This is a genomic window from Polaromonas sp. AER18D-145 (genome assembly GCF_002379095.1).
Lineage (GTDB): Bacteria > Pseudomonadota > Gammaproteobacteria > Burkholderiales > Burkholderiaceae_C > Polaromonas.
In genome coordinates this window covers 58,349-82,642 of record NZ_NBZV01000007.1, presented here as the reverse complement: position 1 = coordinate 82,642, position 24,294 = coordinate 58,349, and the positions used below count along the sequence as shown (strand labels likewise).

Genomic DNA, 24,294 nt, shown 5'->3' with positions numbered 1-24,294 from the left:
ATGGGCTATACAAATTTCTTATATGCTGTCAGCCAGACAAACTTCGAAGCAGACCCATGGACCTCAGGCAGCTCAGGTATTTCGTGCAGATCATCGAGAGCGGCAGCCTGGCCAAGGCTTCGCGCCAGCTCTACATCGCGCAGCCGGCACTCAGCCAGCAACTCGCCAAGCTGGAAGCGGAAGTGGGCAAACCGCTGCTGATCCGCACTTCCAAGGGCGTCACGCCCACGGAAAACGGCACAGCCTTGCACCACCACGCGCGCTTCATGCTGCGCCAGCTGGACCAGGCGTTGTCGGTGGCGCGCCAGGAAGCCGGCACGGTGCACGGCATGGTGTCCGTCGGTCTGGCCGCGACCACCATTTGCGCGGTGGGTGTGCCCTTTGTGCGCAGGATCCGGGAGAAATACCCGGGCATTGTTCTCAACGTGGTGGAAGGCATGAGCGGCCACCTGCGGCAGATGATGCAGCTCGGGCAACTTGACCTGGTGATCCTTTTCGGCCGCGACGCCATTCCCGAACTTCCTGCCGACCCGCTGGTTGAAGAGGAGCTGTTTGTCATGCTCCCGACACACAGCACCCTGGTGGCCGAACGCCGCGTCAAGCTCAGCATCGCCGAGGCCGCCCAGCTGCCGCTGATCCTGCCCACCGGCATTCATGGCCTCAGGCGCCGCATCACGGCCGAGTTCGAACAGCGCAACCTGACGGCACAGGTGGTTGCCGAGATCGATTCGCTTTCACTGCTGATGGCCTGTGTTTACGAGGGCATGGGGGCCACCATCAAGCCCATGGCCGCCGCCCTGCTGGCTGGCCAGTTGCGGCAAGGCTGGCGCTGCCTGGCCATTTCGGATGCCAACATGAAGCGGCAGAACTACCTGTATTCGGTCGTGCCGGAACGGCTTTCCCCGGCGGCGGCGGCGGTACGCGCCGAGCTCAAGGAAACCGTGAAACAGCTGGTCGGGTCAGGCGCCTGGGAAGGCGTCGATCTTCTGTACTGACCAGCCGGCCCGGCTTGGCCGGGCGGGCCGGGCCCTCAGTCGGCCTTGATGCCGGCGCGTTTGACGATGTCGCTCCAGATCTTCTGCTCACTCGAAATGAAGGCGGCGAATTCGGACGAAGGACCGCCGCCGCCCACGGCATTGTCGGAGGCGAATCGCTCGGTGACGGCCGAGGACTTGAGCGCCTTGAGGGATTCTTCCTGCAGGCGTTTCACGACCTCCGGCGGTGTACCCGCCGGCGCAAGGATGCCGTACCACTGGGACGTTTCAAAACCCTTGTAGCCCATTTCGGCCACCGTGGGCACATCAGGCAGGTGACTGATGCGCTGCTGGGTGCCGACGGCAATGGCACGCAGCTTGCCGCTGCGGATGTGGGCACCCAATGCGGGCATGCCGGCCGACGAGGCCTGTGTCCGCCCCGCCAGAAGATCCGTCAGCTGCGGGCCCGTGCCGCGGTAGGGGATGTGGGTGATGAACATGCCCGTGACCAGCTTGAGGTATTCCATCGCCAGGTGGCCGGCGCTGGCATTGCCGGCCGAGCCATAGTTGAGCTGACCGGGGTTCTTTTTGACATAGGCCACAAACTCCTGGAAGTTTTTGGCCGGCACATCGGGATGGATCACGAAGACGTTGGGTACCTTGGCCAGCAGGGTGACAGGAATGAAATCCCTGTTCACATCGTAGGGCTGGTTTTTCAGCATGTAGGGGTTGACCGCCAGCGTGCCCACATGGCCCAGGATGATGGTGTGGCCATCCGGCGCCGACTTCGCAACCTCCTGCATGGCCACCGTGCCAGCCCCGCCCGGCTTGTTCTCGACATACACGCTTTGCCCCAACTGCTTGCTGAGCTCGGCGGCCACTGAACGGGCGACGATCTCGGAGGTGCCGCCGGGCGCGAACGGTACGACGAAACGAACCGCCCGGGACGGCCAGGCGGATTGCGCATGCAGCGACGGCAGGGCCACCATGGAGGCGGCAACACCTGCGGACTGCAGGATACGGCGTCGGGTCAGAAGGGTAGAAGGCATGGCTGGCGGTCTCACTGAAACGAAGATTGTGCAGCTTAGTGTGGACGGCTCAAAATTGGTATCGGCGCAAACCCCCATCCACCGGTATCACCGCACCGGTGATGTAGCTGGCCAGGGGGGACGACAGAAAACACACGAGGTTGGCCAGGTCTTCCGGTTCACCATATCGGCCCACCGGGATTTCGTTGTCGCACTGCCACTGACGGTACTCGGGCGTGTAGTTGCGGAAAATCTGTTCCGAGTGAATGCGACCGGGCGGAATGCTGTTGACCGTGATGCCGTTTTTGCCGACCATGCGGCTCAAGCCCTTGGCCCAGCTGTGGATGCCAGCCTTGGCGCAGAACGCACCATTGACGTGGTCGGGTTCGCTCTTGCCGGTGATGTTGATGATGCGGCCCCAGTTGCGCGACATCATCTGGTCCAGCAGCGCCTGCGCCACCTGCCGGGGACGGTGAAAGTTCAGGGTCATGGCTTCCTGCCAGCGATCCTCGCTGACATGCAACTCGGCGAAGGAACGCGAGCCACCCGCATTGTTGACCAGGATGTCCACGCGACCGAGGCCAGCCATCGCGGCATCGGTCAGGGTCCTGGCGGCATCCTCGGCATACAGGTCGGACGCGATGACCACCGGCCTGTGCCCGCCGCGGCTGACAATCTCGTCGGCCACCTCGTTGAGCAAGGCCACGCGGCGTGCGGAAATCGCCAGGCGCACGCCTTCAGCCGCCAGCGCAAGCGCAATGCCGCGCCCGATACCGGTGCTGGCGCCTGTCACCAGCGCTGTTTTGTCTCCAAGCTGCAAATCCATGGTGTTTCCTTGCGACGAATGTGTGTATGTGTTCTCCGCAGGACTCTAGCGCTGAAACACCTTCAGGGAAAGCCGGCCAGCGGCATACGGCCATCACAAATCGTGATGGAAAGCTGTTCAGACACCGGTCAGCCGCGCCCCGACCCAGCGCCCGGAACGCACCGCCTCGGTTGCGCAATCGGCCAGCACCACCCGCGCCGCCAAGCCTGCGGGCGAGAGCTCGTCATCGGACAGGCTGCACAGCGAATTGACGCGCCGTGCCAGCGTGTCCGCGATCTCCGTCAGATGGAAGCGCTGCGCTGCGTCGGCAAACCGGCTCACCGCCGCCCAGGGCTGCAGCGTGTAACCGAGGCCGCTGTCCACCGCATCCATCAGCATGGCCAGCGAGTCGATTTCGGCCACCACCGTCGGTTTGCATTTGGCCCGGGCGAAAGCGCTGTCCAGCGTGCTGCGCAGGCCGTGCACGCCCGTGGGCAGGATCAGCGGGAGCCCGGCAAGCTGCGCCATGCGGATGCGGACGGGGGGCTTGCCCACCAGGGTGCGGCGCGACTGGATCAAAAACAGTTTCTCCTCCAGCAGCGGCATCACGCTCCAGCGGCGTCCGGCCTGGGCGTTGAAGAGCATGGCCAGGTCCAGCTGGCGCGCATTGAGCATGCCGGTCAAATGGCCGGACAGGCTTTCCACCATGTGCAGGCGCACGTCCGGATAACGCTCGCGCATGGCGCGAATCAGCGGCAACCCCAGCACTGCGGCAGTGGTGGGTGCCATGCCCACGCTGACACTGCCCGACAGGCGCGCATGCTGCGCCGCACGGGCCGCCTGCTCGGCGTGGCGCAGCACCAGTTGTGCCTCCCGAAAAAAGGCCAGCCCGGCTTCGGTGGGCGTCACACCCTTGGGGCTGCGCTGGAGCAGCCGGGTGGAAAGCTCGCTTTCAAGCCGGCTGATCTGCTGGCTCAGGGCCGATTGCACCAGGTCCAGGTCGAGCGCGGCACGGCTGATGCTGCCCAGCTCGATCACCCGAACCAGATAACGCAACTGGCGCAATTCCATCGCAGAGCTCCTTCATCAGTTTTCGTGATACCCCATCATCGCATGGGGAAGGCGCACCGGACCGTGTCCGGAAGCAAGGCGTCAGGCCTGCAGAGGGCTGAATGGGTCCCGCCCGGCAGCACCGACGGACCCCTGGTCCAGGTCCGGCACGCGACCCAGTTCGGCGCGCATCAAGGGCAGGTGCTGCGGATATTCGCGCTGCATGAAATCAACCAGCCCCTCGCGTACCTGGCAGCGCAGGTCCCAGTTCCGGCCGGAGCTGGCCGAGGTCACGAGCAGGCGCAGCTGCATGGCGCCCTCGCCCGCTTCCGTGACCTGCAGCTTGCACAGGCGCCGGTCCCAGTCGGGTGACACTTCGCACAGACGCTGCGCCTCGGCGCGCAGGGGCGCCATCGGCATGCGGTAGTCCACCCACAGGAAAACCGTGCCGATGATGCCGGCGCTTTTGCGGGTCCAGTTCTGGAAAGGGTGCTCAATAAACCACTGCAGGGGAATGATGAGCCGGCGCTCGTCCCAGATCTTGAGCACCACGTAGGTCCCGGTGATCTCCTCCACCCGGCCCCACTCGCCCTCCACGATCAGGACATCGTCGAGCCGGATGGGTTGCGCCAGCGCAATCTGCAGCCCGGCCATCAGGTTGCTGAAAATCGGCCGCGCGGCAATCCCCACCACCAGGCCCACCACGCCGGCCGACGCCAGCAGGCTGGTACCGAACTGCCGCGCCCCCGGGAAGGTCATCAGCATCAGGGCCAGCCCGGTCAGCACGATGGCGAACATCGCGGTTCGGGCCAGCAGGCGGGTCTGGGTGTGAATGCGGCGTGCGTGCAGGTTGTCTTCGACATCAACCGGGTGCAGGTCGGTGACGCCGTGCGCCACACCGCGAACGGCGCGCAGCCCCAGCCAGGTCAATGCCGTGAACAGCAGCAGGGCATTGGCGTGGCGCACGCCGCCTATCAGCACAAGGTCATTGGGGGCGCCCTGCCAGACGGCCTGCAGGGCAATCAGCGGCAGCAGCAGCTGGGCCGGCGCCCTGCAGTGCCGGACCACCGTCGCGGCGACCGGCATGGACCGTGTCAGCCGCAGTGCCAGGGCCAGGCCCACACGATGCACCAGCAGGGCCAGCACCACGGCAATACCCGCAACCAGCAGAATCCGCAGGGACGAATCTTCCGCCCATGCCAGCATTTCCATCAGTTCCGGGTATTTCATGGAAGTCCCCGTCAAGCCACGCGGGGCTTGACCCGCGAAGCCGCCAGTTTGGCATTGGCCCGCGCGGTTTGCACATCGTCATCGAAGGCCAGCGCCACCCCCATGCGGCGCTTGACAAAACTCTCCGGCTTGCCGAACAGCCGGATGTCGGTGTTGGGTACACCCAATGCGTCGGCCACGCCGTCAAACACGATGCCCTGCGCATCCACGCCGCCGTAGATCACGGCGCTGGCACCCGGGGTTTTGAGCGCCGTGTTGACCGGCAGGCCAAGAATGGCGCGCGCATGCAGCTCGAATTCGTTTTGCCACTGCGTACACATCGTCACCATGCCGGTGTCATGGGGCCGCGGGCTGACCTCGCTGAACCAGACCTCGTCGCCCTTGACGAACAGCTCCACGCCAAACAGGCCCAGGCCGCCCGGCTTGCCGTCATGGCCGATACCGAGGTTGTCGGTCACGGCCTTGCAGATGTCGCGGCTTTTCTGCAGCGCTCTGGAGGCCATGGGCTGCGGCTGCCAGCTCTCGACATAGTCCCCGCTGACCTGCACATGGCCGATGGGCTCGCAGAAATGGGTTTCGATCTGCCCATTCGCGCCCATGGCGCGCACCGTGAGCTGAGTGATCTCGTAGTCAAAGTCGATGAAGCCTTCGACGATGATGCGGCCGTGGCTGACGCGGCCACCGGCCATGGCGTGGTCCCAGGCGGTCTTGACATCGGCGGGACCGGAAATCTTGCTCTGCCCCTTGCCGGAAGAGCTCATCACCGGTTTCACGACGCAGGGGTAGCCGATCTTCGTGTCGATGGCGGCCTGCAGCTCGTCCAGTGAGTCGCAAAATACATAGGGGCTGGTCGGCAGGCCCAGGGTTTCGGCGGCCAGGCGGCGAATGCCTTCGCGGTCCATGGTCAACCGGGCAGCCCGCGCCGTCGGCACCACACGCACCACGCCCGCCGCTTCGAGTTCTTCCAGCATGGGGGTGGCAATGGCCTCGATTTCGGGGACCACCAGGTGCGGCCTTTCCTTTTCAATCAGCGCCTTGAGCTGGGCCGGATCGCTCATGGTGATGGTGCGTGCATGGTGCGCGACCTGCTGGCCCGGGGCGTTGTCATAACGGTCGGTGGCGATGGTCTCCACGCCCAGGCGCTGCAGCGCGATCAGCACCTCCTTGCCAAGCTCGCCGGAGCCGAGCAGCATGACTTTGGTTGCATGGGGGGACAGGGGAGTGCCGAAGGTGGTCATGGGATGTGCAGGAGGTGGATGGGTCGAAGGACAGGTCGCAATACAAACGAGCCGGGAGCGAAGCGCCGTGACCAACACTTTACTTCACCCGGAAACATGCCCGGCCCCGGCGCACGGCCCCTTGGGCAGATGGCCCTACGGAACACGGATGGGCGGGTTCTGGATGAAAATGGTTCTCATTGACGTCCCCCTTCTTCAGAAAGCCTTTCTTGACCAACCCCATCCCGCCTCCCGCACGCCCGCAGGAAGAGTCCAGCCCGGCGCCCGCACGCCAGCGCCGTCCGCCGCGCCGCGTGGAAGTCAGCCGCATCGAGGTCCTCAGCCCAGCCATGCGCCGCATCACGCTCAAGGGCGCCGAGCTCGACGGCTTCGCCCCGGCCGGGCCCGCCAGCTATATCAAGCTGATCTTCCCGGAGCCGGGCCAAACCGAACCGACCCGCCCCTTGCCTGACGGCCCGCGCGCCGTGTCCATGCGCACCTACACCCCGCTGGCGGTGCGGCCCGAGGCGCTGGAAGTCGATGTCGATTTTGTGCTGCATGGCGAAGGCCCGGCGTCGACCTGGGCGGCGCAGGCCACCCTCGGCCAGGTGCTGTTCCTGATGGGGCCCGGCCCCGGCTATGCCCTGGACACCGCCGCCACGCAGCACCTGCTGATCGCGGATGACAGCGCGCTGCCGGCAGTCGAGACCATTGTGGCCGCCCTGCCCGCCGGCGCCCGCGCGCAGGTGCTGCTGGAAGTCATCAGCGATGCCGAGCAGCGGCCGCTGCACAGTGCAGCACAGCTTGACGTGGTCTGGCTGGCGCGTGGCACCGACCACCGCGCGGCCGGACAAGCCCTGGAAAAGGCGCTGCATGCTGTTGCGCCGATAGGCCCCGAAACCCGTGTTTACCTGGCCTGCGAGGCCGCGGCGATGCGGCGCATCCGCCAGATGCTGATCACCGAATTGAGCGTGAGCCGCAGCCAGATCGTGGCCCGGGGGTACTGGAAACTGGACGTGGTCAACCACCCCGATCACGACTACGGCGAGGACGCCTGAACCCGGGTGTCCGGTCAGCCGCTGTCCCGTTCCGCGGCCATAGCCCAGCGCAGGTGGGCAACAATAGCCGCATGAACCCTCCCCTGCTCCAGATCCGGGGCCTGACCAAACACTACGGCAGCGCTGTGGTCGTGGACGACCTGTCCTTCGAGATTGCCCCTGGCGAATGCCTGGGCGTGATCGGCCCCAACGGCGCCGGGAAAACCACCACACTCCGCATGTGCCTGGGCCTGACGGCGCCGGATGCCGGCGACATCAGCTATTTTGCAGGCGGCGAGGACCGCGGTTTGCGCATGCCCGACGACGCGCTGGCGATCAAGGCCAGACTGGGCGTGGTCAGCCAGTTCGACACCCTGGACCCGGACTTCAGCTGCGCCGAAAACCTGCAGGTGTATGGCCGCTATTTCGGCATGAAGGCGGCGCAGGTGCGTGCCCGCGTGCCGGCGTTGCTGGAATTTGCTTCGCTGTCGCACAAGGCCGGCAGCAAGCCCGGCGAACTGTCGGGCGGCATGAAGCGGCGCCTGAGCCTGGCGCGCGCCCTCGTCAACGACCCGAGCCTGCTGCTGCTCGACGAACCCACGACCGGGCTGGACCCGCAGGCGCGGCACCTGATGTGGGAGCGGCTGCAACTGCTGCTGCAGCAGGGCAAGTCGATTCTGCTGACCACCCACTTCATGGACGAGGCCGAGCGCCTGTGCTCGCGCCTGCTGGTGCTGGACCACGGCAAAAAAATCGCCGAAGGCAAACCGCGCGAGCTGATTGCGCAGCATCTGGAGCCCGACGTGGTCGAGGTCTATGGCAATGGCGCGCTGGCCGCGCGGGTGGAGGTCAGCGGCGAAACCGTGTTTTTCTACACCCAGGACGCCCGCCCGCTGCTGGACCAGCTGGCGGCCCACGGCAGTTTGCGCACCCTGCACCGGCCCGCCAACCTGGAAGACCTGTTCCTCAAGCTGACCGGTCGTCAGATCAGGGAGGATGCGTGATGAGCAGCCACAGTTCAAACCCGTCCATTTGGAGAGCGCCAGACCTGTCAGCGCGCTGGTGGCCCGTCTTCATGCGCAACCTGCTGGTCTGGCGCAAGCTGGCCACTCCCAGCCTGGTCGGCAACATTGCCGAACCGCTGATGTGGCTGGTGGCTTTTGGCTACGGCATGGGTGCACTGGTCGGCGAAGTCAGCGTGGGCGGCGACGGCGCGGCCAAGGTCCCCTACATCCTGTTCCTGGCCAGCGGCTCGATCTGCATGAGCGCCATGAACGCCGCCAGCTTCGAGGCGCTGTATTCGGCGTTTTCGCGCATGCATGTGCAGAAAACCTGGGACGGCATCATGAATGCCCCGATCAGCCTGGACAGCGTGTTGCTGGCCGAAATGCTCTGGGCCGCCTTCAAGGCGCTGTTCACCGTGACGGCCATCCTCGGCGTGATGCTGGCCCTGGGCATCAGCCACAGCCCCAAGCTGCTGCTGGCCTGGCCGATTCTGCTGCTGGTCGGCATGATGTTTTCGTGCATTGCGCTGATCTTCAACGCGCTGGCCAAGGGCTACGACTTCTTCACCTATTACTTCACGCTGGTGCTGACGCCCATGATGTTCCTGAGCGGCATCTTCTTTCCGCGCGAGCAGTTGCCGCCGCTGGTACGCGTCATCTCCGACTGGCTGCCGCTGACCAACGCGGTGGAGATCATCCGCCCCATGTTCATGGACCAGTGGCCGGCTTCGCCCTGGCGGCACGGGCTGGTGCTGGTGGGCTACACCGTGGCGGGATTCTGGGTGGCGCTGGCGCTGACACGCAAGCGGTTCAAGGCCTGAGATGGCGTATTCCACCAAAAACCTTGAACGTTTTTGGCTTTCAGCCCTTACCAGGCGGCCGGAATCAGCTATTCAATTGATAGCAATTCTTTGCGCTGTCAGGCTGTTCAGCTTGCGCTGGCTGACGCCTCACCACCGGCCGGCAAAGCGAAACGTGCCGTGAGTTCACCGAGGTTCAGTTCGGCCAGCACCTCCTGCAGCCGCGCCTGCGCCTGACGGGTTTTGGCAGCGTTGGGCGATGGCGGTTGGCTGGCAATGATGAGTTCGTTTTTCATCGAATGCTCCCAGCCCACCAGTTCGGTCACCGTGACATCGTAGCCATGGGCTTCGAGCTGCAGGCAGCGCAGCACATTGGTGATCTGGCTGCCGAATTCGCGCGTGTGCAATGGGTGGCGCCAGAGTTCGGCGAGCGGCGTCTTCGACAAACTGAGTGCCTTGTTTTTCCGCAGCACGCCGGCCACCTCGGCCTGGCAGCAGGGCACCAGCACCATGTGACGCGCCTGTTTCTGCAGGCCGAAGGCAATCGCATCGTCGGTGGCGGTATCGCAGGCATGCAGGGCGGTGACGATGTCCACCTGCGCCGGCAACTGGTCCGAGGTGGTGGCCTGCTGCACCGACAGGTTGAGAAAAGTCATGCGTTCAAAACCCAGGCGCTGCGCCAGCGCGCGCGACTTGTCGACGAGCTCGGCACGGGTTTCGATGCCGTAGATATGTCCGCCCTTCTTCTCGCCGGGATGCGCGACATTGAAAAACAGGTCGTAAAGAATGAAGCCGAGGTAGGACTTGCCGGCCCCGTGGTCGGCCAGGGTGAACGGCCGGCCCTTGGCCGAGACTTCCTCCAGCAGCGGTGCGATGAACTGGTACAGGTGGTAGACCTGCTTGAGCTTGCGCCGCGTGTCCTGGTTGAGCTTGCCTTCGCGCGTGAGGATGTGCAGCTCCTTGAGCAGCTCGATGGACTGGCCCGGCCGGAGTTCTTCAATGACCTGGACGGCTTTGGCCGGCGGTGTGGCGCGGGCCGGCGTCTGGCGGGCGGGCTTGCCTGCGCGTGGGGTGGGAGGGTGTTGCATGGCCCTCCAGTTTAGTGGGCGGCGCCATGCGCTGCTGAAGCCGCAGCAAGGAATCAGCGGAGGCATGATTTTCAATTAAATTGCACACAATTTAATTGTGTGCAATAATTTAACCCATGACAGGCAAATCCGCTCCCACCGACGCCATGCTGCTGCTGGACAACCAGCTCTGTTTTGCGCTGTATTCCACCTCGCTGGCCATGACCAAGCTGTACAAGCCTCTGCTCGACGAGCTCGGGCTGACCTACCCGCAGTACCTGGCCATGCTGGTGCTGTGGGAAAAGGACGGCCTCACGGTGAGCGAGCTCGGCGAGCGCCTGTTCCTGGATTCAGGCACGCTGACGCCGCTGCTCAAGCGCCTGGAAGTGTCGGGCCTGGTTTCGCGCTTGCGCGATGCGGCGGACGAGCGCCGCGTCCACATCACCCTGACCGCTGCGGGCCGCAAGCTCAAGAGCCGGGCCGCCAGCATTCCGGGCTGCATCCTGAGCGCCACCCAATGCGCCATTCCCGAACTGGTTGCGCTGACCCAGCAGGTGCAGGCCCTGCGCCAGCGGCTGGTCGCATAAACCCCTTCCCTTTTTTTTACCCGCTTCATGCCCGAAGCATTTCTCCAAGGAAATCCCCATGACCACCTCCCTCGAAAAAGTCCTCTACACCGCCCACGCCCACACCACCGGCGGCCGTGACGGCAAGTCCAGAACCGACGACGGCCGCCTCGACGTCACGCTGAGCTCGCCCGGCACCGCCGGCACCGGCACCAACCCCGAGCAGCTGTTTGCGGCCGGTTACTCCGCCTGTTTCATCGGCGCCATGAAGGCCGTGGCCGGCATGAAAAAGATCACGCTGCCTGACGACCTGAGCATTGACGCCAGCGTGGACCTGGGCAAAATCCCCGCCGGTTACGGCATCGCTGTTCGTCTGGACATCAGCCTGCCGGGCATGGACCGTACCGCCGCCCAGGCGCTGGTCGACGCCGCGCACCAGGTCTGCCCTTACTCAAACGCCACCCGCGGCAACATCGACGTGACCATCACGCTGAAGTAGAGCCCCCACGGTCGCTCACTGCGTGTAGCTCCCTGCCCCCCGGGGGGGCCGCTGCGCCTGCGGACTGGCAAAGCCAGATCCGCGGCCCCTGCTTGGTTGGAGAGTCCTCTGCGGTGCCCACTTCTCATCCGATCGTCCTGAGCCTGTTGCAGGACACCTGCGGCAACTGTCGCCAAAGCGGCCCGCCGGCCTTGAGCCGGCGGGCTTTTTCGCTAAAGTGCTTGCATGAGCACCACCACCCTTCTTGTTCGCAAAAACGATCTGGCCAACACGCGGCTGGAAACGACTGAAGATGCCCCGCTTGCTGACGGCCAGGTTCGCGTGCGTGTCGCATCCTTTGCGCTGACCTCCAACAACATCACCTACGCTGCCTTTGGCGACGCCATGGCCTACTGGCAGTTCTTTCCCACCGGCGAAGACGGCTGGGGCACCATTCCGGTCTGGGGCTTTGGCACTGTGGTGCAGTCGCTGCACCCGGGCGTGGCAGTGGGCGAACGGCTCTACGGCTACTACCCCATGGCCTCGGCCACCGTGCTCACCCCCGCGCGCCTGAACACCTCCGGCTTTCACGACGGCGCACCGCACCGGCGCGAACTGCACGCGGTCTACAACCAGTACCTGCGCTGCAGCGCCGACCCGTTTTACACACCCGCCACCGAAGACATCCAGGCTTTGCTGCGGCCGCTGTTCATCACCTCTTTCCTGATTGACGACTTCCTGGCCGACAACGATTTTTTCGGCGCGCAGACCATGCTGCTGTCCAGCGCCTCCAGCAAGACCGCCTACGGCACGGCCTTCCAGCTGGCCCAGCGCCCCGGCATCGAGGTCATCGGGCTGACCTCGCCGGCGAATGTGGCTTTTTGCGACAGCCTGGGCTGCTACAGCCGGGTGCTGACCTATGACCAGCTCGACCAGCTTTCCGCCGACACGCCGTGCATTTATGTGGACTTTGCCGGCAACGCCGCACTGCGCCTTGCCATCCACAGCCGCTTTGCGAACCTGAAGTACAGCTGCTCCATAGGCGGCACCCATGTGGCCGAGCTGGGCGGTGCCCGGGATCTGCCGGGGCCACGCGCCACGCTGTTTTTTGCGCCGGCGCAGATCAAGAAACGCAGCGCTGACTGGGGCGCGGAAGGCCTGGGCCAGCGTCTGGTGCAGGCCTGGCAATCGTTCAGCCTGCGCGCGACACAAGCGCCCTCGCCCTGGCTGATCACCCAGCACCACCAGGGTGCCGACGCCGTCGCCGCGGCCTACCAGCAGGTGCTGGCCGGCAAGGGCGACCCGCGTATCGGGCATATCCTGATGCTGTGACGCGGCTGGGGTACCACCTGATTGCTATCATTTAAATAGCTGCTTGCGCATACACATCAAGGGCTGGAGCCACTTTTTACTTGAAATCTCGGGGCAGCTCCGGATTGCAACGACAATGAGGGCATGACCGAACAACCCCTGGCTGCGCCGACCCCGGAGGCCGTCCATGCCTACGAAAAACTCACGCCCGACGTGGTGCTGGACGCGCTGGCCAGCGTGGGCCTGCATGGCGACGGCCGGCTGATGGCGCTGTCCAGTTATGAAAACCGCGTCTACCAGGTCCACCTGGAAGCGCCGGCGGGCGCGGGATCTGCAGCGGGTGACATCGTGGTCGTCAAGTTCTACCGACCCGGCCGCTGGAGCGACGTGCAGATTCTCGAAGAACATGACTTTGCCGCCGAACTGATGGCCGCGGAAATTCCGGTCGTGGGCGCCCTGGCGCTGGGCGGCAGCACCCTGCACCACTTCAACGGTTTCAGCTTCAGCGTGTCGCCGCGCCGCGGTGGCCGGCGGCCCGAGCTGGAGGACCTCAGCGTACTCGAATGGATAGGCCGCTTTCTCGCGCGCATCCACACGGTCGGCAGCGCCAAGCCCTTCAAACACCGGCCTGCGCTGACCCTGCAGACCTTCGGTTTTGCCAGCCGCGACCTGCTGCTGGCCGGCAACCACCTGCCGCTGGACATGGAGTCGCGCTGGCTCAAGGCCTTTGAAGAAGCCATGAACGTGGCGCAAGCGGTATTTGAAAGCGTGGGAGACATCCGCACACTGCGCCTGCACGGCGACTGCCACCCCGGCAACATCCTCTGGACGCCCGAGGGCCTGGAAGGTGCCGGCCCGCACTTTGTCGACCTCGACGACGCGCGCAGCGGCCCGGCCGTGCAGGACCTGTGGATGCTGTTATCCGGCGAACGCGCGCAGTGCCTGCAGCAGCTCGGCGCGCTGGTGGACGGGTACGAAGAGTTCCGCGAATTCGACCGCCGCGAGCTGGCGCTGATCGAACCGCTGCGCACCCTGCGCCTGGTGCATTACAGCGCCTGGCTGGCGCAGCGCTGGCACGACCCGATTTTTCCGATCAACTTTCCGTGGTTCGGCTCCAGCGACTACTGGAAAGGCCAGGTCGACATGCTGGAAGAACAGACGGAAGCCATGCAGGAGGCGCCGCTGGTGGCGTAAGCCTTGTTCTAATTCCATTTTCGGGAGAAACCATGCCCGCCGAATCCTCTGCCCACGCCATTCACCGCCTGGAAGCCGTCACCGACGGCCAGTTGCAGTCGCTGGCCGGGCTGCTGATCGATTGTGTGGAAGGCGGCGCCTCCGTGAGTTTCATGCATCCTCTGCCTATGGCCAGGGCACTGGCCTTCTGGCGCGGTGTGGCGGACAGCGCGGCCCGGGGTGAACGGGCGCTGCTGGTGGCCGAAGATGCCGCAGGCATCGTGGGCACCGTGCAGGTGCTGCTGGACCAACCCGAGAACCAGCCGCACCGGGGCGACGTGGCGAAGATGCTGGTGCATCGCCGGGCGCGGCGCCAGGGCCTGGGTGAAGCGCTGATGCAGGCCGCCGAGCAGGTCGCGCGCGACTCCGGCAAAACCCTGCTGGTGCTGGACACCGCCAGCGGCGATGCCGAGCGGCTTTATACCCGGCTGGGTTGGCAACGCTGCGGTGTGATTCCGGGTTATGCGCTTTTCCCGAACGGCGAGCCGTGCGACACCACCTACTTCTACCGCGTACTTGCCAGCTGAGACAACTTACCGCAGGTAAGGACAAAGCCGCTGCGCTAACGGATGCGCGGCGTCGCCTGCAGTTGCTCGGGTGTGGTGAAGTAGGCGGCGGTGCTGCCCGCGCGCGCTTTCGCCTGCGCCAGCTCATGCCGTGCCACGGTGCGCAAATGCACCTCGTCGGGCCCGTCCATCAGGTGAAGGGCCCGGCCCCAGGTCCAGAAATAGGCCAGCGGGGTATCGGGTGACAGGCCCATGGCACCGAAGGCCTGCATGGCACGGTCCACCACCCGCGTCTGCAGCCGGGCGGCCACCACCTTGATGGCGGCCACGCGCGCGCGCAGTTGTGCCGCGTCGTCCTTGCCTTCGTCAAGCGCCCAGGCCGCGTGAAGGATCAGCAGACGCGCCTGGTCGATCTCGATGCGCGACTCGGCGATCCACTCCTGCACGTTGGAAAAATCCGAGAGGTATTTGCCGAAGGCCTGGCGCTCCAGCGTGCGTTCCGTGGCCAGCTCCAAGGCCAGCTCGCACTGGCCGATGGTGCGCATGCAGTGGTGCACCCGGCCTGGCCCCAGGCGTGCCTGCGCCATGGCAAAACCCTCGCCCCAACCGCCCAGCAGGTGGTCCAGCGGCACACGCACGTCGCGCAGCAGGATTTCGCAATGCCCTTCGGGCGCATGGTGATGCACCACGGAAATATTGCGCAACACCTGCAGACCCGCCGTGTCCATGGGCACCAGCACCATGCTGTGCCGGTGGTGCGCCCCGGCCGGGTCACCCCCGCCTTGCGCCTCGTCATTGCGGCACATCACCACCAGCAGCCGGCAGTTCGGGTGCGCCGCACCCGTGATGAACCACTTGCGGCCATTGAGCACCAATTGGCCACCCTCGCGCCGCACGGTGGTCTGCAGGTTGGTCGGGTCGGACGAGGCCACGTCGGGCTCGGACATCGCAAAGGCCGACCGTATGCGGCCTTCCAGCAAGGGCCTCAGCCACTGCACGCGCTGCTCGGGTGTGGCAAAGCGGTGCAGCAGTTCCATGTTGCCGGTGTCGGGGGCGCTGCAGTTGAACACCTCCGCAGCCCAGGGCAGCCGGCCCATGGTTTCGGCCAGTGGCGCGTAGTCAAGGTGACCCAGGCGCGTGCCGGGTTCATCCTCCTGCAGGCCCGGCAGAAACAGGTTCCACAAGCCCGCCTCGCGTGCCAGCGCCTTGAGGTCTTCGAGAAAAGGCGGCGGATAAATACCCTCCTGCACCGAGCGGTGCCAGGCCGCGTTGTAGGGCAGCAGGTACTGCTGCATGAAGGCTTCGAGTTGCTGGCGCAGCGCCAGGGCCTTGGGCGAGTGATTGAAGTCCATGAAGCATTGTGCGAGTGGAGCAAGGCGCTGTCAGAACGTAGGCGACACCGCGCCCTTCACAGCCCCAGCGACTCGAAAATGCCGTCCATGCGAGCCTGCACCGCCGGGTCCATGGCGATGGGACGGCCCCATTCGCGCTGGGTTTCGCCGGGCCATTTGTTCGTCGCATCCAATCCCATCTTGCTGCCCAGACCGCTCACCGGCGAGGCGAAGTCCAGGTAGTCGATGGGGGTATTTTCTATCAGCAGGGTGTCGCGCGCCGGATCCATGCGGGTGGTCAGGGCCCAGATCACCTCGCGCCAGTCGCGCACGTCCACGTCATCGTCCACCACGACCACAAACTTGGTGTACATGAACTGGCGCAGATGGCTCCACACGCCCATCATCACGCGCCGCGCATGGCCGGGGTAAGCCTTCTTGATGCGCACCAGGGCCATGCGGTAGCTGCAGCCTTCGGGTGGCAGGTAAAAGTCGGTGATCTCGGGAAACTGCCTTTGCAGGAGGGGAATGAACAGCTCGTTCAGGGCCATGCCCAGTACGGCGGGCTCGTCCGGGGGTTTGCCGGTGTAGGTGGAGTGGTAAATCGGGTCGCGCCGCAAGGTGATGCGGTCCACGGTGAACACCGGGAAAGAGGCCTGCTCGTTGTAATACCCCGTGTGGTCGCCGAACGGTCCTTCAAGCGCGTGCTGGTAGCCGCTGGGGTGGCCGGCATCCGGATAGATGTGGCCCTCGAGCACGATTTCGGCGGTGGCCGGCACGCGCAGGCCGCTGCCCAGCGCGCGCACGACGTCGGTTCGCGCGCCGCGCAACAGGCCGGCGAACTGGTACTCGGACAGGCTGTCCGGCACCGGGGTCACCGCGCCGAGGATGGTGGCCGGATCGGCCCCCAGCGCGACGGCCACGGGATAGGGCTGGCCCGGATGCGCCGCAGCATGGTCGCGAAAATCGAGCGCGCCGCCGCGGTGCGCCAGCCAGCGCATGATGAGCTGGTTGCGTGAGAGCACCTGCTGGCGGTAAATACCCAGGTTTTGCCGTGGCTTGTGCGGCCCCTGGGTGATGACCAGGCCCCAGGTGACCAGGGGTGCGACGTCGCCGGGCCAGCAGTGCTGCACCGGCAGGCGCGCGAGATCAACGTCGGCACCTTCCCAGACCACCTCCTGACAGGGCGCCGAACGTAATTCACGCGGCGCCATGTGCCACAAGGTCTTGAGCAGCCCACCCAGACCGAGCATGTCTTTCAGGCCCTTGGGTGCTTCGGGTTCCTTGAGGGCGGCGAGCACCTCGCCAAAGGAACGCAGCGCGCGCAGGTCGCTCACACCCATGGCGCGTGCCACGCGTGCCGGTGTGCCGAACAGGTTGGCCAGCACCGGCATGCTGTGTCCGGTGGGATGTTCAAACAAGAGGGCCGGGCCACCGGCACGCAGGACACGGTCGCACAGCGCCGTCATTTCCAGATGGGGCGACACGGGCTCGGCCACGCGGCGCAGGTCGCCGGTCTGCTCGAGCTGGGCCATGAAATCGCGCAGGTCGCGGTAGCGCATGGCTCAGGAACCAGCCGTGGCGGGAGCCCGCCCGTCCCAGCGCGGAGCCAGGCTGTGCGGCAATTCCAGCAGGTCGAGCACGCGCGCCACGCTGCCATCCACCAGCTCGGCCACCGACTGCGGGCGCTGATAAAAGGCCGGCATGGGCGGACAGATGATGCCGCCCATTTCGGTCACGCTGACCATGTTGCGCAGGTGACCCAGGTGCAGCGGCGACTCGCGCACCATCAGCACCAGTCGCCGGCGCTCCTTGAGCACCACGTCGGCGGCGCGCGTGATGAGGTTGTCCGCCAGCCCGTGCGCCACGGCGGCCAGCGTGCGCATCGAACAGGGCGCCACCACCATGGCACTGGACAAAAAGGAGCCGCTCGCAATGGAGGCGCCCACATCGCGCGCGTCGTGCACCTGGTCGGCCAGGGCTTCGACGGCGGCGCGGCTCATGCCCTGCTCCTGGTCGAGGTTGCGCCAGCCCGCGTCGGACACCACCAGGTGGGTCTCGATCCCCGCCATGCCGTGGAGCACCTGCAGCAGGCGCGTGCCGTACACCGCGCCGCTGGCCCCGGAAATCGCCACAATGATGCGTCGGGTCGGGGGCGCGCTGTCACCGGGGGGCATGTTCGTCCGCTCCTCTGGCGGCAACCCCGCCACCGGGAGTGGACGCACGCAGCGGCACCGCCAGCAGGTCGGCCGCCACACGCTCGAGCACCAGCGCTGCCTGTGCGGGATCGAAGTCCTCATGCGTGCGCTTTTTGACACCGTATTGCTGAAGCGGGTAATGCCGGTCGGCCGTGATGCCATGGCGCGCCAGCACGCTTTTCACACAGGCCAGCGGGCAGCCGTCGAGCGCGATGACGGGTCGCCCGGAACGCACGATTTTCATCAGATGCGGCACGTCGCCGCCCACCCCGGCAATGCAGGACATCTCGGCGACGCCGCGCCGGTCCAGCTGCAGCGCCACATGGTTGGTCAGCTGCGCGGCGCTGGAGCAGCCCGAGCAGGAGTACACCAGCGGGAGGTGGTGACGGTCCTCAGTCATGTCTTTCCGCTCCGTGCTCCCGCGGGCCGACACCGGCCATTCGTTTGCGCGGTCCCAGACGGGACAGCAGCTGGAGCGGCGTCCACTGATGCAGGTCGAGCACCGGCAGTTCCAGCGCGTCCAGCGCGTTCTTGACGACCAGGCCCAGTTCGGTGTCGCCCTCCATGGCCAGGCGGCGGCTGAAAAAAAGCGTGTCCGGATCTTCCAGGCGCTGCGCCAGGCGCATGAAATCGTGGGCACTGGCACTGATGGCCAGGTCGGTCGCCTGCTGCCGCGGGCAGGCGGCAAAGCGCTGCCCGGTCCAGGAGAAGTCAAAGGTCAGGCGTGCGTCGCGCACGTGGATGCGCAGCTTTTTGTGCAGCAACAGGCGGCTCACGTCGGCCGGCAGCTGGTGCGCCAGGCCCAGGTTGAGCGCACTGACCAGCAGCACCGAGCCGGGGTAAGCCGGCAGGCGCTCCAGCAGCGATCCGAGGGCCGGCGGCAACGCCAGGGAAGGAGATGAGGAAAGGGGTGTCATGGCGATCCGGACAATCAGGCGACGTAAAACAGCACGGTGATGAAATGGCAAATGCTGCCGCCCAGCACAAACAGGTGCCACAGACCGTGGCCGTGGCGCACCTTGTGGTCGGTGGCATAAAAACCTATGCCCAGGGTGTAGCAGGCGCCGCCCGCGGCCAGCCAGGCAAAACCCGGGGGCGTCAGGGCGGTCCACAAGGGCGACACCGCCACCAGCGCCAGCCAACCCATCAGCACATAAATGACCAATGACAGCACGCGTGCGCCCTTGGCCAGCCAGATTTCCTGCACGATGCCCAGCAGCGCCAGGCTCCACACCACGCCCAGCAAGGACCAGCCCCAGGCACCGCGCAGCGACACCAGCGCGAAGGGCGTGTAGCTGCCGGCGATCAGCAGGTAGATCGAACAATGGTCGAACTTGCGCAGCACGTTTTTGGCACGGCCGCGTACGCTGTGGTACAGCGTGGAAAAGACGTACAGCGCCACCAGCATGGCGCCGTAGATGCTGAAGCTCACAATTTTCCAGGGGTCGCCCACAAAACCGGCGGGCACGATCAGCCCGGCCGAACCCGCCACCGCCAACCCGGCGCCGACGAGGTGGCTGATGCTGTTGAAACGTTCACCGTGGTACATCGTTGTCAGCCCTCAGCCCGCCACCGCGGACGCCACCTGCTCCAGGCCGGGACGGCCGTGCCAGTAGCCATTGCAGCCCTTCTCCGGCATGAGGGGCTGCATGCGCGCCAGCGCCTCCTGCGGCGTCAGCACCTGCTTGCGCGCTGCATCGAACAGGGCGATCACCTCTGCCATGTGCTGCGCCTGCGGACTCAGGCGCACCACATCCACACCCGCGGCACGCATGTCCTCCAGCGCCTCAACCAGGTTGTAGACGCGGGCCGACTGGGTCTGTGTGCCATTGAGCACCAGGAACTCCTCGCTCTCCCGGGTCCTGAGCATCAGGCCGTCCGGGTGGTCGAGGCAACTGAAGCGGCAGTCGTCCTTGGGCAGGTTGCGCTGCCGCGCGGTAAAGCAGCGCGCCGAATAGGCCAGCGGCATGCGCCCGTAGGCAAACACCTCGGTCTCCAGACCGGGCGGGCGGTCCTGCTGCAGCAGCGCCAGATCACCGTGCTTCATCTCCAGCGGCATGACCCAGCGGCTGGCGCCCAGCGAGGCCATCCATTGCAGCGAAGCCGGGTTGTACAGGTTGAGGTGCGGGCCGGCCACAAACGGCAGCTTGCCGGCCAGGCGGTGGACGGCGCCCATGTCGTTGGCCTCGACCCGGAAATCGCCATTGGCCGTGATCCTGTGCATGGTGCCGACGTCGCTGCCCGACTCCAGCAGCACCTGGGTCGAAAGCACCACCTCCTTGCCGGCAGCGCGCAGGCGGGCCGCGATGTCCAGCCAGTCGGCCAGGCGCAACTCATGGCGCCGCGAACACACGGTTTCGCCGAGGTAGACCACGTCCACCGGCGTCGCGGCGACCGCGTCGTAAAAATTGAAGACGGTCTCGCGCTGCCAGTAATACAGCAGCGGGCCCAGGGCGATTTTCATGGTGCGGGTTTCCATCATTTCCAGGGCCGGTGGTAAGCGCCCAGCGTGTGCTGCTGGCCTTCGGCCACCTGGTCGAGGCTGGCCATCCAGCTGGTTTTTGGTGCGTAGCGGTGCGGGTTGGCAACGCAGTGGTCGATCGCCTCGCGCCAGACCCGCGTCACCTGCGCTACATAGGCGAGGCTGCGCTGGCGACCCTCGATCTTGATGGCGCGTACACCCATCTTCATGAGCTGGGGCAGAAGTTCGAGCGTGTTCAGGCTGGCGGGCTCCTCGATGGCGTAATAGCTCTCGTCATCGCCCACATCAAAGCGCCCCTTGCACAGCGTGGGGTAGCCGGCGTTTTCCCCGCTGGCATACCGGTCAATCAGCACGCCGCCCAGACGCGATTCCAGTCCCCGCGGCGTTTCCTGCCAGCGCACGGACTTGGCCGGCGAACACACGCCGTGCGTGTTGGGCGACTCGCCCGTCACATACGACGACAGCGCGCAGCGCCCCTCCACCATCACGCACAGGCTGCCAAAACCGAACACCTCGATCTCCACCGGTGTCTTGTCAATGACCTGTCGCACCTGTTCCAGCGACAACACGCGCGGCAACACCGCGCGAACGACGCCGAACTGCTCGCGGTAGAAGTTGATGGCCTCGTAATTCGTGGCCGAGCCCTGCACCGACAGGTGCAGGCGCAACGCCGGATAACGCGAGGCGGCATATTGCATGAGCCCGGGGTCGGCGAGGATCACGGCATCCACCCCCAGATCCACGGCCTGGTCTAGCGCCGCGCGCCAGGGACCGGGGTTGGCGGCCTGCGGATAGGTGTTGAGCGCCATGAAGACCTTGCAGCCGCGCTCGTGGGCATAACGGATGCCCGTGGCAATGGCGGCCTCGTCGAAATTGAGGCCGGCAAAGTTGCGTGCGTTGGTTGCGTCGCGCAGGCCCAGGTAGACACAGCTGGCGCCGTTGTCCACCGCGGCCTTCAGGGCCGGCAGGCTGCCGGCCGGGCAGACCAGTTCCGGAGGGGCTGAAGGGGACAGGGCAGGTTCGGCAAGAGGTGTAGAGGTGGTCATGCGGGTGGCGATCGGACGTCTGGCCCCGAACGGAGCCGTCACAGCGCACGACCATACGCCGATCCTTCCAGATACTTTCTGATCCCCGTCAAGGAATGGGCTCAAGACCCTCGAGGCCGATCGGCGCAAGCGGCTTCTCCAACACCTGAACTTCCGGCGGGAAGCAGCGCGGATGCCAGGACAAGGCCTGACGGGGAAACGACGGGAGCGGCCATCAACCGCCCATTTGACCTGCATCAATAGGGAAATGGTCATGGCTTCTTCTTATAGGTGTATTATATATGCACCTTATAAATCATCCTTGTCCGTCCTTGTTATTGAATGGAGTCTCCATGAGCCATGCCTCTGCCCCTGCCGCGCTCGATATCCGCACCCTTGCGCCCCGCGAACGACATCCCCTGATCTTCTCGACCTTCAGCCAACTCCGCGCTGGCCAGGCCATGGAATTGATCAACGACCATGACCCGCAACCGCTGCATCACCAGTTCCAGGCCGAATGGCCAGGCAAGTTCAGCTGGGCTTACCTGGAACAGGGACCGGCGACCTGGCGCGTGGCCATCACCCGGCTGGCGCCCGCCCACAGCGACGGTCAATGCTGCGGCTCCTGCGGCGGCGCCTGATCCCCTTTACAGAAACCAGAAGGAATACGCGATGAAAAACAACAACATGCTGTGGCGCTGGCTCGGCTTCATCTTTGTCCTGTCGTTTGGAGCCCTGGGTTACCTTGGCGTGCAGATCTACCTGACAGCGCCGCCCATCCCCAAGGCCGTCGTCACCACCGCGGGCGAAGTTCTTTTCACCGGCGAGCAGGTCCAGAAAGGCCAGCAGGTCTGGCTGGCCAGCGGCGGCCAGCAGCAAGGCAGCGTCTGGGGCCACGGCGCCTATCTGGCGCCGGACTGGTCGGCCGACTGGCTGCACCGGGAAGCAACGGCGCTCCAGACCATCCATACGCAGGCCTTGCGCAAGGATCCGTCGGCCATGACAGCGTCCGACCGCGGCGCGGTCGATGCTGCGCTGAAGGAGGAAATGCGGCGCAACACCTACGACCCCACCAGCGAAACTGTCACCGTGTCACGCGACCGTGCGCAGGCGATCCGCGAAGTGGCGGGTCACTACAACGCCCTGTTCGGCAGCGATGTGCTGCTGGACAAGCTGCGTGACCAGTACGCGATGACGGGCAACCTGCTGCCGGATGCGGCAGATCGCCAGGCCCTCGCAGCCTTCTTCTTCTGGACGTCCTGGGCCGCGACCACCGACCGGCCCGGGGAGGAAAACCTGTCTTACACCAGCAACTGGCCGCATGAGCCACTGGTGGGCAACAAGATGACCGACTCGGCCGCGATCTGGTCGATGGTCAGCATCGTCCTGCTGCTCGGTGCCATCGCCGCCATGTTGTGGCTGCACGGCAGCCAGCGGCATGAGCCGGAGGCCCTGCCGCCCAAGGCCGACCCTTTGCTGGGCGCGGTCGCCACGCCCTCGATGAAGGCCACGCGCAAGTACTTCTTTGCCGTGGTCGGTCTCATGCTGCTGCAGATCGCCATGGGTGTGGTTACGGCGCACTACGCCGTCGAAGGCCAGTCCTTCTTCGGTCTGCCGCTGGCCCAGGTATTGCCTTATGTGGTGAGCCGCACGGTGCACACCCAGGTCGGCATCTTCTGGATCGCCACCGCCTGGCTGGCCACCGGCCTCTACATCGCCCCCCTGCTGTCGGGGCGGGAACCCAAGCTGCAAAAGCTCGGTGTGGACGTTCTGTTCTGGGCGCTGATTGCCATCGTGGTCGGCTCCACCGTGACCGGCTGGCTGGGCACGCTGCAGCACCGCGGCGTGGACTTCAGCTTCTGGGTCGGCAACCAGGGGCTGGAATTCACCAGCATGGGCCGCGTCTGGCAAATCCTGCTGTTCGTGGGTCTGCTGTTCTGGGTGTTTCTGCTCGGCCGCGCCCTCTGGCCGGCGCTGAAAAAACCTTCGGAAACCCGCGGCCTGATCGCCATGGTCTTCCTGTCGGCCACCTGCATAGGCGGCTTCTACGCGACGTCGCTGACCTGGGGCCAGAACACGCATTACTCGATGGTCGAGTACTGGCGCTGGTGGCTGGTCCACCTCTGGGTGGAGGGGTTCTTCGAGGTGTTCGCCACCGCCGTGGTTGCTCTGATCTTCACCAAGCTGGGACTGGTTCGCACCGAAAGCGCCAACCGCGCCATCATCGCCGAGACCATCGTGTTCCTGTTCGGCGGCATCCTGGGCACGCTGCATCACCTCTATTTCACCGGCACGCCCACCTCGGTGATCGCCGTCGGTGCGGTGTTCTCCGCGCTGGAAGTTGTGCCCCTGACGCTGATCGGCCTGGAAGCCCTGCAAACCTACCGCCGTTCCCAAACCCTGCCCTGGCTGGCTGCCTACAAATGGCCTGTCATGTGTTTTGTCGCTGTCGGCTTCTGGAACACCGTCGGTGCCGGCCTGCTCGGCTTTGCCATCAACCCGCCGGCCTCGCTCTACTATGTGCAGGGCCTGAACATGACCGCAGCCCATGGCCACGCCGCCCTGTTCGGGGTGTATGGCATGCTTGGCATCGGCCTGATGCTGTTCTGCCTGCGCGGCCTGTATGCGCGCCACCTGCATGCCGACAACCTCCTCAAGCCTGCCTTCTGGAGCCTGAACATCGGCCTGGCGATGATGGTCTTTCTGTCGCTGCTGCCAGCCGGCATTTACCAGGCCTGGGCCAGCGTGAGCAAAGGCCTGTGGTACGCCCGCTCGCCGGAAATCATCCACTCACCCGTGATGGAAACCCTGGTCTGGATGCGGGTACCCGGCGACATCCTGTTCGCCATCGGTGCGGTCCTGCTGGCCTGGTATGCCGTGCGCCTGCTGCGGCGTCCCGCGGTGGTTCAACCCGCCAGCGCCATCACAGTCAAGGCGGTGGCCGGTCTCTGA

25 protein-coding genes are annotated in these 24,294 nt (G+C 65.5%); 11 read left to right on the top strand and 14 right to left on the bottom strand.

Annotated elements, in window-relative coordinates:
• The first annotated feature begins 56 nt into the window (after positions 1–56).
• Positions 57–995, top strand: a complete 939-nt coding sequence (locus B7G52_RS06030; RefSeq protein WP_096696735.1) for a LysR substrate-binding domain-containing protein — start codon at positions 57–59, stop codon at positions 993–995.
• A 35-nt stretch (positions 996–1,030) separates the two neighbouring features.
• Here B7G52_RS06030 and B7G52_RS06025 read toward each other — a convergent pair whose 3' ends face one another.
• From B7G52_RS06025 to purT, 5 genes are all read right to left on the bottom strand, one after another.
• On the bottom strand, positions 1,031–2,023 hold the full coding sequence (locus B7G52_RS06025; RefSeq protein ID WP_096696734.1) for a tripartite tricarboxylate transporter substrate binding protein: 993 nt from the start codon (positions 2,021–2,023) through the stop codon (positions 1,031–1,033).
• Between the two features lie 49 nt (positions 2,024–2,072).
• Complete coding sequence (locus B7G52_RS06020) at positions 2,073–2,828, bottom strand: SDR family NAD(P)-dependent oxidoreductase (RefSeq protein WP_096696733.1); 756 nt, start codon at positions 2,826–2,828, stop codon at positions 2,073–2,075.
• A 117-nt stretch (positions 2,829–2,945) separates the two neighbouring features.
• A complete protein-coding gene (locus tag B7G52_RS06015; protein ID WP_096696732.1) occupies positions 2,946–3,878 on the bottom strand; it encodes a LysR substrate-binding domain-containing protein in 933 nt (310 codons plus the stop codon).
• Positions 3,879–3,959: 81 nt separating this feature from the next.
• The gene (locus B7G52_RS06010; protein ID WP_371328997.1) at positions 3,960–5,063 is read right to left on the bottom strand and encodes a mechanosensitive ion channel family protein; all 1,104 of its coding nucleotides are present in this window, start codon (positions 5,061–5,063) and stop codon (positions 3,960–3,962) included.
• Between the two features lie 35 nt (positions 5,064–5,098).
• Positions 5,099–6,325, bottom strand: a complete 1,227-nt coding sequence (gene purT, locus B7G52_RS06005) for a formate-dependent phosphoribosylglycinamide formyltransferase (RefSeq protein WP_096696730.1) — start codon at positions 6,323–6,325, stop codon at positions 5,099–5,101.
• Positions 6,326–6,534: 209 nt separating this feature from the next.
• Here purT and B7G52_RS06000 point away from each other — a divergent pair, with 209 nt between their 5' ends.
• The 3 genes from B7G52_RS06000 (at position 6,535) to B7G52_RS05990 (ending at position 9,166) form a co-directional block, all read left to right on the top strand.
• On the top strand, positions 6,535–7,362 hold the full coding sequence (locus B7G52_RS06000; protein ID WP_096696729.1) for a siderophore-interacting protein: 828 nt from the start codon (positions 6,535–6,537) through the stop codon (positions 7,360–7,362).
• A 71-nt stretch (positions 7,363–7,433) separates the two neighbouring features.
• Complete coding sequence (locus B7G52_RS05995) at positions 7,434–8,345, top strand: ATP-binding cassette domain-containing protein (protein ID WP_096696728.1); 912 nt, start codon at positions 7,434–7,436, stop codon at positions 8,343–8,345.
• Complete coding sequence (locus B7G52_RS05990; protein ID WP_096696727.1) at positions 8,345–9,166, top strand: ABC transporter permease; 822 nt, start codon at positions 8,345–8,347, stop codon at positions 9,164–9,166. The genes B7G52_RS05995 and B7G52_RS05990 overlap by 1 nt, the downstream gene beginning before the upstream one ends.
• Positions 9,167–9,273: 107 nt before the next feature.
• On the opposite strand, the gene B7G52_RS05985 is transcribed toward B7G52_RS05990, so the two are convergent.
• Positions 9,274–10,233, bottom strand: a complete 960-nt coding sequence (locus B7G52_RS05985; RefSeq protein WP_096696726.1) for an SAM-dependent methyltransferase — start codon at positions 10,231–10,233, stop codon at positions 9,274–9,276.
• Positions 10,234–10,349: 116 nt separating this feature from the next.
• Here B7G52_RS05985 and B7G52_RS05980 point away from each other — a divergent pair, with 116 nt between their 5' ends.
• From B7G52_RS05980 to B7G52_RS05960, 5 genes are all read left to right on the top strand, one after another.
• Positions 10,350–10,799, top strand: a complete 450-nt coding sequence (locus B7G52_RS05980; protein ID WP_096696725.1) for a MarR family winged helix-turn-helix transcriptional regulator — start codon at positions 10,350–10,352, stop codon at positions 10,797–10,799.
• Between the two features lie 58 nt (positions 10,800–10,857).
• Complete coding sequence (locus B7G52_RS05975) at positions 10,858–11,277, top strand: organic hydroperoxide resistance protein (RefSeq protein WP_096696724.1); 420 nt, start codon at positions 10,858–10,860, stop codon at positions 11,275–11,277.
• 225 nt (positions 11,278–11,502) lie between these two features.
• Complete coding sequence (locus tag B7G52_RS05970) at positions 11,503–12,588, top strand: DUF2855 family protein (protein ID WP_096696723.1); 1,086 nt, start codon at positions 11,503–11,505, stop codon at positions 12,586–12,588.
• A 123-nt stretch (positions 12,589–12,711) separates the two neighbouring features.
• Positions 12,712–13,761 carry a serine/threonine protein kinase gene (locus B7G52_RS05965; protein WP_096696722.1) on the top strand — a complete coding sequence of 350 codons (1,050 nt, stop codon included), beginning with the start codon at positions 12,712–12,714 and terminating at the stop codon, positions 13,759–13,761.
• A gap of 32 nt (positions 13,762–13,793) precedes the next feature.
• On the top strand, positions 13,794–14,327 hold the full coding sequence (locus tag B7G52_RS05960; RefSeq protein WP_096696721.1) for a GNAT family N-acetyltransferase: 534 nt from the start codon (positions 13,794–13,796) through the stop codon (positions 14,325–14,327).
• 35 nt (positions 14,328–14,362) lie between these two features.
• On the opposite strand, the gene B7G52_RS05955 is transcribed toward B7G52_RS05960, so the two are convergent.
• From B7G52_RS05955 to B7G52_RS05920, 8 genes are read right to left on the bottom strand one after another with little or no spacing between them, the layout of a single operon-like run.
• Positions 14,363–15,658: an acyl-CoA dehydrogenase family protein gene (locus B7G52_RS05955; protein WP_096696720.1), complete on the bottom strand. Its 1,296-nt coding sequence runs from the start codon at positions 15,656–15,658 to the stop codon at positions 14,363–14,365.
• A gap of 56 nt (positions 15,659–15,714) precedes the next feature.
• A complete protein-coding gene (gene ubiD, locus B7G52_RS05950; RefSeq protein WP_096696719.1) occupies positions 15,715–17,199 on the bottom strand; it encodes a 4-hydroxy-3-polyprenylbenzoate decarboxylase in 1,485 nt (494 codons plus the stop codon).
• 3 nt (positions 17,200–17,202) lie between these two features.
• On the bottom strand, positions 17,203–17,814 hold the full coding sequence (locus tag B7G52_RS05945; RefSeq protein WP_096696718.1) for a UbiX family flavin prenyltransferase: 612 nt from the start codon (positions 17,812–17,814) through the stop codon (positions 17,203–17,205).
• Positions 17,801–18,235: a putative zinc-binding protein gene (locus B7G52_RS05940; RefSeq protein ID WP_096696717.1), complete on the bottom strand. Its 435-nt coding sequence runs from the start codon at positions 18,233–18,235 to the stop codon at positions 17,801–17,803. Before B7G52_RS05940 ends, B7G52_RS05945 begins: the two co-directional genes overlap by 14 nt.
• Positions 18,228–18,752 carry an SCP2 domain-containing protein gene (locus B7G52_RS05935; RefSeq protein WP_096696716.1) on the bottom strand — a complete coding sequence of 175 codons (525 nt, stop codon included), beginning with the start codon at positions 18,750–18,752 and terminating at the stop codon, positions 18,228–18,230. Before B7G52_RS05935 ends, B7G52_RS05940 begins: the two co-directional genes overlap by 8 nt.
• A gap of 14 nt (positions 18,753–18,766) precedes the next feature.
• A complete protein-coding gene (locus B7G52_RS05930; protein WP_096696715.1) occupies positions 18,767–19,384 on the bottom strand; it encodes a hemolysin III family protein in 618 nt (205 codons plus the stop codon).
• A 12-nt stretch (positions 19,385–19,396) separates the two neighbouring features.
• On the bottom strand, positions 19,397–20,299 hold the full coding sequence (locus B7G52_RS05925; protein WP_096696778.1) for a U32 family peptidase: 903 nt from the start codon (positions 20,297–20,299) through the stop codon (positions 19,397–19,399).
• 14 nt (positions 20,300–20,313) lie between these two features.
• Positions 20,314–21,363: a peptidase U32 family protein gene (locus B7G52_RS05920; RefSeq protein ID WP_096696714.1), complete on the bottom strand. Its 1,050-nt coding sequence runs from the start codon at positions 21,361–21,363 to the stop codon at positions 20,314–20,316.
• A 332-nt stretch (positions 21,364–21,695) separates the two neighbouring features.
• Between B7G52_RS05920 and B7G52_RS05915 the strand changes: the two genes are divergently transcribed.
• Together B7G52_RS05915 and B7G52_RS05910 are read left to right on the top strand one after the other, a co-directional pair.
• Positions 21,696–21,983 (top strand): DUF2249 domain-containing protein, encoded by a 288-nt coding sequence (locus B7G52_RS05915; protein ID WP_096696713.1) that lies wholly within the window; start codon positions 21,696–21,698, stop codon positions 21,981–21,983.
• A gap of 31 nt (positions 21,984–22,014) precedes the next feature.
• The gene (locus B7G52_RS05910; RefSeq protein WP_096696712.1) at positions 22,015–24,294 is read left to right on the top strand and encodes a nitric-oxide reductase large subunit; all 2,280 of its coding nucleotides are present in this window, start codon (positions 22,015–22,017) and stop codon (positions 24,292–24,294) included.

What these genes read in the sequence shown, in the direction of transcription:
- B7G52_RS06030 (WP_096696735.1), top strand. Translation starts at nt 57, where the DNA reads ATGGACCTCAGGCAGCTCAGGTATTTCGTGCAGATCATCGAGAGCGGC.
- B7G52_RS06025 (WP_096696734.1), bottom strand. Translation starts at nt 2,023, where the DNA reads ATGCCTTCTACCCTTCTGACCCGACGCCGTATCCTGCAGTCCGCAGGT.
- B7G52_RS06020 (WP_096696733.1), bottom strand. Translation starts at nt 2,828, where the DNA reads ATGGATTTGCAGCTTGGAGACAAAACAGCGCTGGTGACAGGCGCCAGC.
- B7G52_RS06015 (WP_096696732.1), bottom strand. Translation starts at nt 3,878, where the DNA reads ATGGAATTGCGCCAGTTGCGTTATCTGGTTCGGGTGATCGAGCTGGGC.
- B7G52_RS06010 (WP_371328997.1), bottom strand. Translation starts at nt 5,063, where the DNA reads ATGCTGGCATGGGCGGAAGATTCGTCCCTGCGGATTCTGCTGGTTGCG.
- purT (WP_096696730.1), bottom strand. Translation starts at nt 6,325, where the DNA reads ATGACCACCTTCGGCACTCCCCTGTCCCCCCATGCAACCAAAGTCATG.
- B7G52_RS05995 (WP_096696728.1), top strand. Translation starts at nt 7,434, where the DNA reads ATGAACCCTCCCCTGCTCCAGATCCGGGGCCTGACCAAACACTACGGC.
- B7G52_RS05990 (WP_096696727.1), top strand. Translation starts at nt 8,345, where the DNA reads ATGAGCAGCCACAGTTCAAACCCGTCCATTTGGAGAGCGCCAGACCTG.
- B7G52_RS05985 (WP_096696726.1), bottom strand. Translation starts at nt 10,233, where the DNA reads ATGCAACACCCTCCCACCCCACGCGCAGGCAAGCCCGCCCGCCAGACG.
- B7G52_RS05980 (WP_096696725.1), top strand. Translation starts at nt 10,350, where the DNA reads ATGACAGGCAAATCCGCTCCCACCGACGCCATGCTGCTGCTGGACAAC.
- B7G52_RS05975 (WP_096696724.1), top strand. Translation starts at nt 10,858, where the DNA reads ATGACCACCTCCCTCGAAAAAGTCCTCTACACCGCCCACGCCCACACC.
- B7G52_RS05970 (WP_096696723.1), top strand. Translation starts at nt 11,503, where the DNA reads ATGAGCACCACCACCCTTCTTGTTCGCAAAAACGATCTGGCCAACACG.
- B7G52_RS05965 (WP_096696722.1), top strand. Translation starts at nt 12,712, where the DNA reads ATGACCGAACAACCCCTGGCTGCGCCGACCCCGGAGGCCGTCCATGCC.
- B7G52_RS05960 (WP_096696721.1), top strand. Translation starts at nt 13,794, where the DNA reads ATGCCCGCCGAATCCTCTGCCCACGCCATTCACCGCCTGGAAGCCGTC.
- B7G52_RS05955 (WP_096696720.1), bottom strand. Translation starts at nt 15,658, where the DNA reads ATGGACTTCAATCACTCGCCCAAGGCCCTGGCGCTGCGCCAGCAACTC.
- ubiD (WP_096696719.1), bottom strand. Translation starts at nt 17,199, where the DNA reads ATGCGCTACCGCGACCTGCGCGATTTCATGGCCCAGCTCGAGCAGACC.
- B7G52_RS05945 (WP_096696718.1), bottom strand. Translation starts at nt 17,814, where the DNA reads ATGCCCCCCGGTGACAGCGCGCCCCCGACCCGACGCATCATTGTGGCG.
- B7G52_RS05940 (WP_096696717.1), bottom strand. Translation starts at nt 18,235, where the DNA reads ATGACTGAGGACCGTCACCACCTCCCGCTGGTGTACTCCTGCTCGGGC.
- B7G52_RS05935 (WP_096696716.1), bottom strand. Translation starts at nt 18,752, where the DNA reads ATGACACCCCTTTCCTCATCTCCTTCCCTGGCGTTGCCGCCGGCCCTC.
- B7G52_RS05930 (WP_096696715.1), bottom strand. Translation starts at nt 19,384, where the DNA reads ATGTACCACGGTGAACGTTTCAACAGCATCAGCCACCTCGTCGGCGCC.
- B7G52_RS05925 (WP_096696778.1), bottom strand. Translation starts at nt 20,299, where the DNA reads ATGAAAATCGCCCTGGGCCCGCTGCTGTATTACTGGCAGCGCGAGACC.
- B7G52_RS05920 (WP_096696714.1), bottom strand. Translation starts at nt 21,363, where the DNA reads ATGACCACCTCTACACCTCTTGCCGAACCTGCCCTGTCCCCTTCAGCC.
- B7G52_RS05915 (WP_096696713.1), top strand. Translation starts at nt 21,696, where the DNA reads ATGAGCCATGCCTCTGCCCCTGCCGCGCTCGATATCCGCACCCTTGCG.
- B7G52_RS05910 (WP_096696712.1), top strand. Translation starts at nt 22,015, where the DNA reads ATGAAAAACAACAACATGCTGTGGCGCTGGCTCGGCTTCATCTTTGTC.